This window comes from Psychroflexus curvus (assembly GCF_020164585.1).
In the GTDB taxonomy this organism is placed as follows: Bacteria; Bacteroidota; Bacteroidia; order Flavobacteriales; family Flavobacteriaceae; genus Psychroflexus; species Psychroflexus curvus.
On sequence record NZ_JAIQZF010000001.1, the window covers coordinates 289,648 to 303,908 of the forward strand.

Consider the following 14,261-nt stretch of genomic DNA (forward strand, 5'->3'; position numbering starts at 1 on the left):
ATGGGCCTGATTATTAAAACCCCTGGATTATATTCAACACTACAAGACGAAGGCAGAAGAGAAGGCATGCCGCAAGGCATTCCTATTTCTGGTGCAATGGATCTGCATCTCTATAGATTTGCAAATCAGATTTTGGATAATCCAGAAGGTTGTGCCTGTATTGAATTTTTTCAGCAAGGTCTTGAACTTGAATTAGGAGTTCCAACTTTTTTATGTGTTGCAGCTATTGGAGGTGTAATTACCCTAAATGAGGCTAAAGTTGATGTGAATAGTATTTTGAAAGCAAAAGCAGGTGATGTATTAGCTATCAAGGAATTAGCCAAAGGAAGCTGGGGTTACGTAGCTGTTAGAGAAGGCTTTGAATCTCGGAGTTTGCTTGGAAGTCAGAGTTTTTATAAAGCTTTGAATAAACACCGATTTGAAAAAAATGATAAGGTCATGTTCTCTGATTTTGAAGGGGAAAGTGGCGGTGATTACCCTCAACTGGATGTGGATTACTACAAAGATTCAACTTTAGACGTTTATAAAGGTCCGGAATTTCACAAACTAAGCGAAACTTTACAGTATCAACTTTGCAATGCAAAGTTTTCGCTCTCGAAATCTCAAAATCGGATGGCTTATGAAATCAGTGAACGTCTGGGTAATGAGCTGGAAGAAATCGTTACCGGTCCTGTTTTACCAGGAACGGTTCAGTTTACACCAGAAGGTAAAATGATTGTTTTGATGAGAGATGCTCAGGTAACAGGGGGTTATCCAAGAATTCTTCAGCTATCTGAAAGCGCTATTAATTTACTTTCACAAATGCGAACAAAAACAAGATTTTCATTTAACCTTACCGAAATAAATTCAGAAAAGATTTAAAAGCATCTACCCGAGTATATGGTGGATATTTTATTGGTATGTCTAACCATGTTTTGCGATTGACTATTGATTTTTTTCGTGTAAAGGTTTCAAAAGAAGCCCTTCCGTGATAATTCCCAAGTCCGCTGGCGCCCACACCCCCAAAAGGAAGTTTGTCATTTACAAAATGAACAATGGTATCGTTTATGACACCACCTCCAAAATCAAAATTTTCATTGACACGCCGAACAAAGTCCTTGCTTTTACTGAACACATAAAGGGACAAAGGCTTATCGAAAGACGTGATTGTTGTATCCAGTTCAGCAAAGGAGGAATAGGAGTAAAGCGGTAAAATGGGACCAAATATTTCCTCTTCCATGAGTGGAGACGAAAAGTCTGGTGATTCAACAAGAGTAGGAGACAAAAAATTAGTTTCAGAATCGGTTTCTCCCCCAAAAATGATTGACTGATTTTTAAGTAAGTTTGTAAGGCGGTCAAAATGAGAATCGTGAATCAATCTAGCATAGTCGTTGTAAGTTCCGTCAGCATAAAATTCTTTCAAGGTGGAAATTAATTTATCCTGAAATTTTGCTTTGATTTTTGAGTCGATAAGTAAATAATCTGGTGCGATACAAGTTTGACCAGCGTTTAAAAATTTACCCCAGCAAATTCTTTTAGCTGCCACATCCAGGTTAGCAGAGGCATCTACGATACAAGGATTTTTACCCCCCAGCTCTAAGGTGTGAGGCGTCATATGCTTTGCGATTTGTTGAGAAACTATTCGACCTACAGGAACGCTACCTGTGAAAAAAACATAATCCCATTTCTGCTCAAGAAGTAATTTTGCAGTCTCTACAGCACCCTGAATCACTTTTGCCTGCTCTGCTTCGAAGACTTCGCTTATGATTTTTTCTAATACATCTGCTGTATAGGGTGCATGTTCGGAAGGTTTGAGCACAACTGAATTTCCACAGGCTAAGGCTCCAATAACCGGTGTGATGGCCAATTGGAAAGGATAATTCCAGGGTGCTATGACTAAAATTTTTCCCCAGGGCACGTGATATATCTTATCTGAAGAGGGGAAATTGAGCCAGGCAGACGAAACCGACTTTGGCCTGGACCAGTTCTTTAGTTTTTTTATGAACAGATTGATTTCTTTGTAAGCAACAAAAAGCTCTGTAGTTAAGACTTCAAATTCTGGTTTTTGAAAATCTTTATATACAGCCTCAATAATGTCCTGTTCGTGTGCTTTAATGCATGCTTTAAATTTTTTCAGAATAGAAATACGATCCTCAACCGAGGATTTGGCTCCAGATTTTAAAAATTGATCCTGAGAATGAAGTAAATTGACAATTTCGCCTTCTTTCATCTTTTTGTTTTTTTAAATTTGGACTTGTTATGAAATAAAATTAATAACTAAACAGTTATTATGTTTTAAAGATACCGTTATTTGTAGGGACTAATCAAAATAAAATGGAATTATACCAAAAGTCTTATGTTTTCTTTTTGTTGAGTGTTTTCTTTTGTGCTCAAAGTTATGCTCAGCGTGACACCATTAGCACCGATAAACTTATCATTATAAAACAGTATTCACCGACGGTGAATGACGCTTTTAAAATAAAGCAAAAACCAAGTGAAAAAGATACCATAAAGCAGAAGAGAAGAGCAATTACTTATTCATTTATAGATGTTCCTGTGGCCTCTACTTTTACTCCTGCCAAAGGGGCGGCTTCTGGAGTGAGAATGGCTTCGCCTCAAAAGCTTTATCAAAATTACGCAAGATTTGGAGCCGGTAATTTCTCTACGATTCTAGCCGATTTCTACACTGATTTCGATCTTAACAGAGATCGGAATATAGATATCCAATTCTCTCATTTGTCCTCTCAGGGAGGTATAGAAGATGTGGTTCTGGATGATGATTTCTCCAACACTTCAGTAGGCTTAACTATGACTTCAAAAGACCGGTATTTTGACTGGAATTCGGGAATTGATTTTAATCACAGAGAAGTGAATTATTATGGGTTACCAGAGGATTCAGCCATGAGCTTATCTCAAGAAGAACTAAACATTATCGACCCAAAGCAAAGCTATACAAAGATTGCTGCTTTAGGGGGTATAAAAATTCATGATGGTATTCTTAGGGACGCTGATATTAAACTTCAAAATTTTACCGATAATTATAAGAGTTCAGAACAACTTTTAGAATTAAAATCCCTTGCAGAAATCCCGATTAGTTATCAGACTTTATCTGTCAAAGGTGACTTTCGTTTTTTGAACGGCACTTTTGAAAGTTCATTTTTTGACTCAAACGAAATAAACTACCAACTATTTCAGGCTGGTTTAAACCCCTTTGTAGACTTGAAGCCTGAGAATGTAAATCTTAAACTTGGAGCCAAAGTGGTGTTTTTAAATGATTTTGAATCAAGTACAAGCGAAGTTTTCTTTTATCCAGATGTGGATGCAGAATTCTTTTTGAATCAGGAAAGTATCAAAATCAATTTGGGAGTAAATGGAGGCTTGCAACAAAACACCTATGAAAATTTCAGCTCTCAAAATCCTTTTATTTCTCCAACACTGCTTATTAAACCTAGTAATCAACAGTACAACGCTTTTGCGGGTTTCTCTACAAAATTGTTCAATAATCTTTCGCTAGCTGCCCAAACTAATTATTCCAGCACCAAAGATTATGCGCTGTTTAGCATAAACCCAAACCTTGGTAATGTGAATGCCGCTTCTTCTAAAAGAGCTTTTGATTATGAGAATTCTTTTGATATCATTTACAATGACTTAGAGATTTTATCTATTTCCGCAGATCTGGCTTATCAAATAGAAAGTGACTTTAGTTTAGGAGTCTATGGTAAGTATTCCAGTTTTTCTACCGAAAAAGGCGAAGAGGCCTGGAATCTTCCAGAAATTGAATTGAAAGCCTATATGAATTATAATTTTACCGAAAATTTGAATTTTTCGGCTTCCCTGTTTTATGTTGGTGAAAGAAATGAAAGGTATTTACCAGTTTTAAGTGGATCAACAAGTACCACTGTGGATGGTTTTTTGGACGTTAATGCTTCTGTAGAGTATAAAATAATTCCAAGGCTTTCTGTGTTTGCCAATGCCAATAACCTTTTGGATAATTCGTACAACCGCTGGCAGAATTATGAAATCCAGGGATTACAAGTCTTAGGTGGTGTGATTTATCAATTTGACTGGTAAACATTTCCTTAATTTTCTTAACGAAAAGGAAACATTAGAAAACATTATTTAAGTAGATTTGCCTCAAATAAATTCAGAAATAACACTAGCAAATGGCTGAAAAATTTAACCGTAACGACCGTGATCGTCCTTACTTAAATATTTTAAGTTTCGTATCTGAGGAGAAAACGTTTTTAATCATAGTCGTTGTTGGACTAATTTTAGCAGCAACAGCTACAACTAGTGCTAATTTAGGTATGTGGATTGGCTTTTTTTTTGCTGCTTATGCAGCGGTTGCCAATGACAGTATTCAATCTCTTGGGACATTTATCGAAAGTAATAAAGCCAATAAGTGGTGGATTTTATGGCTGTTTATCGGTGGTATATTTTTAGCCACTGTTACTTTTAGTTTTATTTATTTTGATGGTGATGTCACTTACCAAAGGCTTACGAATCCAGATGGCACTACAGATTATCCGCACCCTGATAAGTTCACCTTTTTTCAAGTTATTGCTCCGCTGGTCCTGCTTATATTGACAAGATTGAAAATGCCCGTATCTACAACATTTCTCTTGCTTAGTGTGTTTAGTGCCGATACTTCAGGTATCACCTCAGTTGTACTTAAAAGTTGGTCGGGTTACCTCCTTGCTTTTGTAATCTCTTTTTTCATTTGGTACCTGTCATATAATACCATCAGAAAATATTTTAAAAGTCGGAAACACAGTAATTACTGGGTTGCCGTACAATGGATTGTAAGTGGTTCACTTTGGGCCACATGGGTGATGCAGGACGGAGCTAATATTGCTGTGTATTTACCTCGAGAACAAAGTGTTTTCCAGTTTTCAGTATTTGCATTATCTATTTTCTTCGGATTAGGTTTGCTCTTTTATCTGAGAGGTGATAGAATTCAAGGGGTGGTAAGTGAAAAAACGCGAGTATCTGATATTCGTGCAGCGACACTTATCGATTTATCCTATGTAATTTTGCTTATATATAAACTATTTATATCCACCGTTCCGTTGAGTACTACCTGGGTGTTTTTAGGAATAATTGGTGGTCGAGAAATAGCTATAAGTCTATCCCGTAAGAAAAAAGGGAATAAGCACAAGAAAAAAGCTGTATTCATGATTGGTAAAGATTTTGGTTATGCCATGATCGGATTGCTAGTTTCAATTATTCTCGCTGCTAGTGGTAATGCAGCCATTAGAGATGAAATCTATCAAGCCGTTACAAATTTTTTTACATGAAATATTTAGTTATTGTTCTTTTATTTACCCTGAATTTGATAGCCCTTGGTTGTAAGTCTGAAGAACAAGTAGATTTACTTGTAATCAATGCGAATGCTTACACAGTAGATGAAGATTTTTCTATGGCTGAAGCATTTGCTGTTACTGATGGTAAAATAATACAAGTAGGAACTACTTCAGATCTGACTGCTAAATATTCTGCAGAAGAGGTACTGGATGTTCAAGGAAAAACTATACTTCCAGGACTTATTGATGCTCATGCGCATCTTTACAATTTGGGATTGAAGCTGAGCAGGGTAGATCTCGATGGTACTGTGAGCTATAAGGATGTGATCTCAAGAATTCAAGCGTTCCAAAAAAAATATCCGAAAACAAAATACATTATAGGCAGAGGCTGGGATCAAAATGACTGGGATAGTAAAGAATTTCCCACAAAAGATACCTTAGATCTTCTGTTTCCAGATATTCCTGTTGCCTTAACCAGGATTGACGGGCATGCTATGATTGTAAATCAAGCTGCTTTAGATAAAGCAGGAATTGATGAAACCACTGAAATCTTTGGAGGAGAAATACAAAAAAAAGAAGGTAAACTCACTGGGATTTTGATTGATAACCCCATGGGAACACTCAAGGCAACTTTTCCGGAAATCGATAAGGAAGCGCAAATTCGAGCTTTAAAATCTGCTGAAGAAATAGCGATTTCCCTTGGTTTAACAAGTCTGGTGGATGCGGGATTAAATTCAGATGTGATTCATCTCATCGATACCTTACAGCAAAATGGTGATCTCAAGTTGAGAATTTATGCCATGCTGAGCAATAATGAAAAAAACATCAGTGAGTTTTTAGAGTCTGGGATTTTGAAAACCGACAGGTTAAATGTAAGGTCTATCAAGGTTTATGCTGATGGTGCTTTAGGTTCGAGAGGTGCTGTTTTGAAAGAACCGTATTCAGATCTCGATCATCATTTTGGTAGTATGATTATTGACCTCGATGAGTTTCAAGCCCTTGCCGAACGCATTCAAAAATCAGATTTCCAAATGAATACGCATGCTATTGGTGATTCTGCCAATTATGTGGTGCTGGAAACCTACGATGAATTGCTGAAAAAGGATTCAGATAAACGCTGGAGAGTAGAGCATGCACAAGTAATGGATGATTCAGATTTCGGTTATTTTGATGGAGAAAATAGTATTCCTTCAGTTCAGCCTACGCATGCAACAAGCGATATGTATTGGGCAGAAGATAGGTTAGGAGCAGAAAGAGTTCAATATGCTTATGCTTATCAAACTTTACTTCAGGAGGCGGGAAAAGTGGCTTTGGGTACCGATTTCCCTATTGAAAAAGTAAATCCGTTTTTGACCTTTTATGCTGCTGTTGCTCGACAAGATCTTGAGCACTACCCTGAAGGTGGTTTCAATCCTGACGAAAAGCTTACTAGAGAACAAACCTTAAAAGGGATGACTATCTGGGCAGCTTTCGCCAATTTTGAAGAAAACGAAAAAGGAAGCCTGGAAGCGGGAAAATTTGCAGATTTTATCATTGTGGATCAAAATCCAATGCAGGTTGAAGAACATCAAATCCCAAAAACTAAAGTTTTGGCAACTTATATTGACGGGGAAAAAGTCTATGAACTTAAGTAAGCTTTAGCTTAGCTAAAAATCCGTAGTGGTCGTCTTCAAAAATCAGCTCACAGCTTAAGCCTTCATTTTGAGCTTTACTTTTAAGCAAATCAAAATCAAGATACAACCAGGGGAAAGACTGTGATACCTGTTTTTTGTAACTTGTTTTGAAAGTCATTTCGCCATAATATGAATTTTCTTCTAAGACTTCATCTTCATAAAGGAAAATCAAATCTGAAGAATCTAGTAAAATTTGACTCGTTCGATGCATCAGGCTTTTTAATTTCTGAAAGAAAAAAGATAGATTTTTTACTGTTTTTGCAATTCCAATACCATTCATCAACAGAAGAATAGTGTCGAATTTCTGATTTTCAAGATTGAAAAAGTCAATTTGCTGAGCTTCTTGAAGACCTCTCTTATGACAAGTCTGAATGCATTTCCTTGAAATATCTATAGGCAGGACCTGATGTCCTTTTGCTTTCAATTTTAAACTGTGACTTCCAGCACAGCAACCTACATCCAAAACTTTACCTTGACATAAATCCAAAGCTAACTGCTCTAATTCTGGCATTTCCTCATAACTTCTAAAAAGATATCCGACTGTAATTTCATCATCATAGAAATCTTCGTTATGAACTATAATAGGGGTTTGGTCTTTTTTTAGAAAGTAGCTTTCCACAGCGAGACCAAATATATCTTTGGAAGCAGACGTCATATTCAATTTGTTGATTTTATATTTGTGGGATGGAAGAATTTCTGAAGGACTTACCTAGCCTTGCCAAAGATAAACATAAAACGCATAAAGACTTTTTTAAACGTTTAAAAAAGCGACCACCAAAACATCTGGATCAAACCATGCAGAGGTTGCATGACGAAACGTTTGAAGAGGTGGAATGCCTTACATGTGCCAATTGTTGTAAAACAACCGGGCCTCTGTTTACCAACAAAGACATAGAACGAATTTCCAAGCACTTCAGAATGAAACCATCAGCCTTTATAGATACATACTTAAGGATTGATGAGGATAAGGATTATGTCCTAAAAAGCGTTCCCTGTCCGTTTTTGGGCGGAGATAATTACTGTTCGATTTATTTTGTAAGACCAAAGGCTTGTGCAGAATTCCCCCATACAGACCGGAAAAAATTTCAACAAATTTCAAATCTTACTTTAAAAAACGTGGAAATTTGTCCGGCAGCTTTTAAAGTTGTTGAGAAAATGATGGAACAGATTAAGTTGTAACCAATTCTAGTTGTTTTTCTTCAACATAAGTCTCCATAACCTTGAAAAAGTTGAGTATATCTTCTTCCCGATTGTTGCTGTTAATGGCAACCAATCGAACAAATGTAATTCCCTGGAATTCACCATAGCCCACCATTAACTTTCCGTCTTCATATAAAGAATTACACAAATCTTTAGGATCTATGTTTTTATAGTTAAAGCATACTGAAATAGAGTCTTCATAAGAATACAGTTTATATTCTGAATGGCTTTCTATGTAATTGCGTGCAGTTTGAGCTAGCTTAAATTGTTGATCTACCATTTGTTCCAGACCAGCCGTCCCGACTGATTTCCATAGAGTCCAAAATTTTAAGGCATCATTTCTTCTTCCGCATTGTAAAGAGGTTTTTCCTAAATTGTATTCATCACCATCGGTTTGATACAAGTAATCAGCCTGACAGGCAAAGCTATGTTTGAGGTTGTGTTTTTCTTTTGTAATTAAAATAGAGCAACTGAGTGGTACATTCAGCATCTTATGAGCATTAAAACTAAAAGAATCTGCACTTTCAACACCATTGACAAGATACTTATAAGTTTTACTAAAGATAACCGAGCCGCAGTAGGCACCGTCTACATGAAGCCAAAGATTTTTATAATTTTTGGTAATATCGCTAATAGCATCAATATCATCGAAAGCACCTAGAACTGTTGTACCAGCTGTAGCATTGACGAAAAACGGCTTTAATCCATCCTTTATATCCTTTTCAATTTGTTTCTGAAGAGCTTCAGGAATCATTTTCCCAAACTCGTCGGTTTGGATTCTTCGAATTTGCTCTATACCTATTCCACCAAACATAGCATTTTTGGTAATTGAATAGTGCGAAGCATCCGAGGTGTAAATGATCATTTTTTCTGAAACCCCTTCAAATTTAATGTCTCGATTATAAGCATCTCTTGCCATAAGCATGGCCATGAAATTACTCATGGATCCACCAGGAGGAAAGGTGCCGTCAGCATTTTTGCCAAAATTGAGCATTTCACAAACCTTATTGATGATGACCTTTTCGATTCCCACCTGAGGTCCACCCACTTTATAGGTGTACATGCTGTTGTTAAGCATAACCGCTAATAATTCGCCCAAAGTAGCCTTCGAATTTCTACCCCCAAAAAGTTGATTGAAAAACAATTTTGTAGAAGTCCTTGGGGTGCTTAAGACTATGTCTTCGAGCAAAGATTCAAAAGTATCTTCATTTAAAGCTTCATTGCTGAGTTCAAGATTTAGAACGTCTAAGAGTTTCTCTGCTTTTATCGGTTTTACAACTCCATTTTGTTTCTCGTGAGTTATAAGTTTCTCAGAAAGTTTTTGAAATAATTCAAGGTCTGCTTGCATAAGCCTTAATTGAAATTTATATTTACTACTTATCGAAATAGTTTCGATTTTGATAAAAATAATTAAAAAGCATGGACTCTACAGAAAACATAACATCTTTAAACAAACTTTTAGAAATATTACCAAGCTGTGAAGGACAAGATTATTTTGATATAGCCAGAAATTTATCTATTCCAGATGAAGATCTCTTGCCATATGCCTTTTGGTCTGAAGAGAGCTACACCAGAAACTGCGTGCTCAGAACAGATGATTTTGAACTTTTGCTTTTATGCTGGGAGCAAGATCAGGATACACCAATACATTGTCATAACGGTGAAGAGTGCTGGGTGTATCTGGCTAACGGAAAACTTCAAGAAAAACGCTATGTTGAAGAAAATGACGAACTTAAGTTGATTGCAGACGTAAAAATGACTCAGGATAGGCTTTCTTATATGAATGATGATCTTGGCTATCATTCTCTGCAGAACATCAATGAAGGAAAATCTATGAGTCTGCATCTCTATGTTGGACCCATAGATGAATGTTCAATTTATGACGAAGATAAAAACAAGTTTATTTTTAAAGAATTGGATTACTACTCTGAAAATAAAATGATACTTACAAACTAAATATACTTACGAATGAACTGGAAAACGGTTAAAGAATTTACAGATATAACGTATAAAAAAAGCGAAGGAGTTGCCAGAATTGCTTTCAACAGACCAGAAGTAAGAAATGCTTTTCGTCCCAAAACAGTAAGCGAACTTTTTGAAGCATTCCTTGATGCAAGGGAGGATCCGGATATAGGAGTGGTTTTATTTTCGGGAGAAGGCCCTTCTCCCAAAGATGGTAAATATTCCTTCTGTAGCGGAGGAGATCAGAATGCCAGAGGCCATCAAGGTTATGTAGATGATGATGGCACACCAAGACTTAACATTTTAGAAGTCCAACGACTGATCAGATTTATGCCGAAAGTTGTAATTGCGGTGGTTCCTGGTTGGGCTGTTGGAGGCGGTCACTCTTTGCATGTGGTTTGTGATCTGACATTAGCAAGTAAAGAACATGCTATTTTTAAACAGACAGATGCCGATGTTACAAGTTTTGATGGGGGTTATGGTTCTGCTTATCTGGCAAAAATGATAGGACAAAAAAAAGCTAGAGAAATTTTCTTTTTAGGTAGAAATTATTCTGCTCAAGATGCTTTCGACATGGGAATGGTCAATGCTGTTATTCCCCACGATGAATTAGAAGCAACTGCCTATGAGTGGGCTCAGGAAATCTTAGAAAAATCTCCAACCTCTATCAAAATGCTAAAATTTGCCTTCAATGCCACAGACGATGGAATGGTTGGACAGCAGGTTTTTGCAGGCGAAGCCACCCGTTTGGCCTATATGACAGAGGAAGCTAAAGAAGGAAGAAATGCATTTTTGGAAAAAAGAAAACCAAACTTTAAAAATATCAAATGGATTTCTTAAATTAGTTTATAAATAATCAATAATACATAAGACCATGCCAATCCTAACTGAAGAAGAGCTTCAAGACATTGTAAACAAAGAAAATGAAGCGAAAGCCAAACTTGAACAAAAAGACAAGGAACTCGTTCAGGTTTATAAAGAGAAAAGAAATATAAAATCCGAGAGAAAAGGATTGGTCATTTCTACTGCAATTCTTGGACTGCTTTTTTTAGCTATGATTTTTGCGGTTATGTTCCAGCCCAGGCTTTTCGGGCTTAATGAAGAAGGTTCTAAAATAGCAGAAGATGAAGTGGTTATAAAACAGTCTACTATAGATGACTATCAGGCCAAAGTTTTGGAACTGGAAGATAAAGTTTCTCAATATACAAACCCTCTTGAGCTAAAAGAGTTTTACGCAGTTCAACTAGGTGCATTCAAGAAATTTAATACACCATTATCATCAGATAATTTCAGTATTGTCCACAATGCAAATTATAAAGATTTTAATCTCTACACTTTAGGGGTCTTTAAAACAGAAGAAGAGGCAGAAAAATTACGTAAAGTCGTTAGCCAACTCGACTTTAAAGATGCATTCATTGGATTGTACAGAGACGGTGAACGGGTAGAAGCCACTTATTAGTATGAGATTTGAAAATATAGAAATTCATAGTTCAGATCTGCCAGATTTTAAGTCAGTTGATTTAGAATCCATACAAAAACGATATAAAAAACAGATATGGCTCAATGAGTTGGCTGTGTTTATCTTATTGTTTGCTATTCCGATTGTGAGCTTATTTTTTGATGCGTTTCCGAAATGGATACCTCTAACTGCTTTAATTATTCTGAGTATTGTTTTTATTCTCAGAAGCATTGAGATAGAAAAAGGATTTCCACTCAAAAAATTTGGAGTGAGGCAGCACGATATGATTTACCAATCTGGCTTCTTTCACTTTACAGAAACAGTTGTTCCTTATAATAGAATACAGCATGTCGAAATAAAGCAAGGTCCACTTTCCAGATTGTTTTCTTTGTATTCACTAAGACTCTACACGGCAGGAGCATCATCTGGAGATTTGATTATTGATGGACTTGAAAAATCAACCGCTCAAAAATTGAAAGCTAAAGTTTTGGACAAAACAACGGTAGTGGATGGTACAAATTGATTTTTCAACACCAAGACTGCAGTCCTTTAATGGCATTTTTCTCATATTTTTCACCGATATCGCTAAGAGGGTAAAGCAAAACATCTATATTTTAGCAATCCCTTTTTTACAAAAAAATTTATTTAATAATTACGGAACCTATATTTATATAGGCCTGGCTTTATTGGTTATTCTTCAATTTGTGTTTTCTTATTTATCTTATAAGAAATTTAAATTTTCAATTCAAGAAGATGCTTTTCATCTGGATAGTGGTGTTATCAAATTGAGTCACATTGAAATCCCTTTTGAGAGAATTCAAAACATCAATCTTCAGCAGAATGTGCTTCAACAGTTATTAAACGTAGTTGGGTTTGATATTGAAACAGCAGGAGAAGGCACTGCTGAAATCAAAATTAAAGCTTTAGATAAAGAGTTTGCCAATGCCCTTAAAGCAAAGCTAATAGAAGAAAAAAATAAAGTTCAGGGCGCAGAGCTAAATCTTGATGAGGATAAAACTAGTGAAATAACTGAACAAACTCCTTCCAAAGAAGACACACTTTTATTTCAATTGGACTTTAAAACCCTGATTAAAGTAGGCATAAGCTCAAATTTGTTTAAGGGCGTAGGATTGTTGCTTGCTTTTTTAGCGTATTTGTACAACTTTATAATGGATTTTCTTACCACTATTTTTGATTTAAACCTCGAAGAAGATTTTAAAAACCGAATCCCAGAAACCCTTTCTTTTATAAGCCTTGTAATTATTGTCGTTTTTATAGCAGGTTTTTTGATTACTGTTTTGACTACTGTTTTAAAGTATTATAACCTGAAAATATTTAAAAACCAGCAAAATTATGAAGTTGTATATGGACTTTTCAAAAGAGAAAATAAGGTTATAAAGAAGACTAAAACTCAAATTTTTGAAATCAGAACCAATCCCGTAAAAGAGTTATTTAAAATCAGGAGTGTATTTGTGAGTCAGGCTTCGTCCAAGCAATTAACAGAAAAGCAAAAGATTGGCTTGGTGGGATTATCGAAAGAAAACCTGGGCATTTTATTTCACTCGTTATTCCATTTAGAATTAAGTGACCTTAACTATGAATTGTCTCGCTCACAACCAAGGCTTTTCTTTAGGTATTTTTATAAGAATTTAGCCATAGTTATAGGGCTTTCAGCAGCTGCTTATTTTGTTTATTTTAACTGGGTAAGTATTGTTGGTTTAATCATAATTTTACTTGGGTTATCCTGGATAGCTTTTTTGAGAGTCAAAAAGAGCAGTATTGGTTTCAATTCTGACCTCATTTCTATTAGAAAGGGTTCTATTGACACCAAGTTCAAAATTATAGAAATTCATAAACTCCAATCTGTCAGGCTGAGTCGAAATATTTTTCAGCAGTATAACGGACATGCTGATATGAACCTAGAGACCGCTTCCGGAACAGTTACTATAGAGTATTTGAAAGTAAAAGAAGCGGTTGAACTTCTGAATTATTTGATCTCTAAGGTGGAGTCAACAGACAAAGGTTGGATTTAAGAAGCTTAGGAGATTAATTCAATTGTAATTCATTTTCTAAAGCTAAGTAATGCTCTACTTTATGGTTGGAATTTAGGATAGGATAAATTTTAATCTCGCAGATGTACTCTCTGCCATCTTTTCTATAATTCACCATGGATTCTTCGCAAATTGAGTTTTTAGCGAGGTGTTCTCTTATGTTTTGTAAGGTTTTTCGACAAGTTTTTTCGCCTTGTAAAAATTTTGGACTTTTATTAATAACAAAGTTGAGGCTGTAGCCAGTCATATCTTTGAAGCCTTCATTTACCCAAATTATTTTTTGATTCTTATCGGTGATTACCAAGGCCTTGTACTCATTTTTAAAGAGCGTTTCCTCAATCTGAAAATCCCATTTGAATTTCTCCTGAAATTGATTTAATCGCTCAATCTCCTTTTTCTTTCTAAGTGACTTAAAAAAGTTAAAAATATATTCAGAATAAATATCCCAAGATAATAGTGGTCCTCTTTTCATAATTCAGTTTTAAGTAATTGAATATCAGTGTACAAATTTAAATTTAATTATGATTTATCAAGCTTATAAAATAGTTATAGTAAACATAAAAAAACGGTCTTTGGTTTTTGTATTTCAACTTTTGTATTTAATATATCGAGATGATTTTAAATAGCTTTATAT

The 14,261-nt window shown here is 35.6% G+C and carries 14 protein-coding genes; 10 read left to right on the plus strand and 4 right to left on the minus strand.

Translation table 11 applies throughout. The features are described from left to right. Nucleotides 1-861 carry a 5-oxoprolinase subunit C family protein gene (locus LB450_RS01180; protein WP_224486010.1) on the plus strand — a complete coding sequence of 287 codons (861 nt, stop codon included), beginning with the start codon at nucleotides 1-3 and terminating at the stop codon, nucleotides 859-861. On the opposite strand, the gene LB450_RS01185 is transcribed toward LB450_RS01180, so the two are convergent. After that, the gene (locus tag LB450_RS01185) at nucleotides 833-2,209 is read right to left on the minus strand and encodes an aldehyde dehydrogenase (protein ID WP_224486011.1); all 1,377 of its coding nucleotides are present in this window, start codon (nucleotides 2,207-2,209) and stop codon (nucleotides 833-835) included. The genes LB450_RS01180 and LB450_RS01185 overlap by 29 nt on opposite strands. A 104-nt stretch (nucleotides 2,210-2,313) precedes the next feature. Between LB450_RS01185 and LB450_RS01190 the strand changes: the two genes are divergently transcribed. From LB450_RS01190 to LB450_RS01200, 3 genes are all read left to right on the plus strand, one after another. Next, complete coding sequence (locus tag LB450_RS01190) at nucleotides 2,314-4,050, plus strand: TonB-dependent receptor (RefSeq protein ID WP_224486012.1); 1,737 nt, start codon at nucleotides 2,314-2,316, stop codon at nucleotides 4,048-4,050. Between the two features lie 92 nt (nucleotides 4,051-4,142). Continuing rightward, nucleotides 4,143-5,276 (plus strand): hypothetical protein, encoded by a 1,134-nt coding sequence (locus tag LB450_RS01195; protein WP_224486014.1) that lies wholly within the window; start codon nucleotides 4,143-4,145, stop codon nucleotides 5,274-5,276. Then, nucleotides 5,273-6,916: an amidohydrolase gene (locus LB450_RS01200; protein ID WP_224486015.1), complete on the plus strand. Its 1,644-nt coding sequence runs from the start codon at nucleotides 5,273-5,275 to the stop codon at nucleotides 6,914-6,916. The genes LB450_RS01195 and LB450_RS01200 overlap by 4 nt, the downstream gene beginning before the upstream one ends. Here the strand turns inward: LB450_RS01200 and LB450_RS01205 are convergent. After that, the gene (locus LB450_RS01205; RefSeq protein WP_224486220.1) at nucleotides 6,909-7,610 is read right to left on the minus strand and encodes a class I SAM-dependent methyltransferase; all 702 of its coding nucleotides are present in this window, start codon (nucleotides 7,608-7,610) and stop codon (nucleotides 6,909-6,911) included. The two genes, LB450_RS01200 and LB450_RS01205, sit on opposite strands and share 8 nt — an antisense overlap. A gap of 29 nt (nucleotides 7,611-7,639) precedes the next feature. On the opposite strand from LB450_RS01205, the gene LB450_RS01210 reads away from it, so the two are divergent. Further along, a complete protein-coding gene (locus tag LB450_RS01210) occupies nucleotides 7,640-8,134 on the plus strand; it encodes a YkgJ family cysteine cluster protein (RefSeq protein WP_224486016.1) in 495 nt (164 codons plus the stop codon). Here LB450_RS01210 and LB450_RS01215 read toward each other — a convergent pair. Continuing rightward, nucleotides 8,124-9,503 (minus strand): pyridoxal phosphate-dependent decarboxylase family protein, encoded by a 1,380-nt coding sequence (locus LB450_RS01215; protein ID WP_224486017.1) that lies wholly within the window; start codon nucleotides 9,501-9,503, stop codon nucleotides 8,124-8,126. The two genes, LB450_RS01210 and LB450_RS01215, sit on opposite strands and share 11 nt — an antisense overlap. 71 nt (nucleotides 9,504-9,574) lie before the next feature. Between LB450_RS01215 and LB450_RS01220 the strand changes: the two genes are divergently transcribed. The 5 genes from LB450_RS01220 to LB450_RS01240 are packed head-to-tail and all read left to right on the plus strand — an operon-like array spanning nucleotide 9,575 to nucleotide 13,609. Beyond that, nucleotides 9,575-10,111, plus strand: a complete 537-nt coding sequence (locus LB450_RS01220; protein ID WP_224486018.1) for a cysteine dioxygenase — start codon at nucleotides 9,575-9,577, stop codon at nucleotides 10,109-10,111. A 12-nt stretch (nucleotides 10,112-10,123) separates the two neighbouring features. Beyond that, on the plus strand, nucleotides 10,124-10,957 hold the full coding sequence (locus tag LB450_RS01225) for a 1,4-dihydroxy-2-naphthoyl-CoA synthase (RefSeq protein ID WP_224486019.1): 834 nt from the start codon (nucleotides 10,124-10,126) through the stop codon (nucleotides 10,955-10,957). A 34-nt stretch (nucleotides 10,958-10,991) separates the two neighbouring features. Next, on the plus strand, nucleotides 10,992-11,576 hold the full coding sequence (locus LB450_RS01230; protein WP_224486020.1) for an SPOR domain-containing protein: 585 nt from the start codon (nucleotides 10,992-10,994) through the stop codon (nucleotides 11,574-11,576). A 1-nt stretch (nucleotide 11,577) separates the two neighbouring features. After that, complete coding sequence (locus tag LB450_RS01235) at nucleotides 11,578-12,099, plus strand: PH domain-containing protein (RefSeq protein WP_224486022.1); 522 nt, start codon at nucleotides 11,578-11,580, stop codon at nucleotides 12,097-12,099. Beyond that, nucleotides 12,086-13,609, plus strand: coding sequence for a PH domain-containing protein (locus tag LB450_RS01240; protein ID WP_224486024.1), 1,524 nt, complete (start codon nucleotides 12,086-12,088; stop codon nucleotides 13,607-13,609). The genes LB450_RS01235 and LB450_RS01240 overlap by 14 nt, the downstream gene beginning before the upstream one ends. 13 nt (nucleotides 13,610-13,622) lie before the next feature. On the opposite strand, the gene LB450_RS01245 is transcribed toward LB450_RS01240, so the two are convergent. Next, nucleotides 13,623-14,099, minus strand: coding sequence for a PAS domain-containing protein (locus LB450_RS01245; RefSeq protein WP_224486025.1), 477 nt, complete (start codon nucleotides 14,097-14,099; stop codon nucleotides 13,623-13,625). Nucleotides 14,100-14,261: the final 162 nt, after the last annotated feature.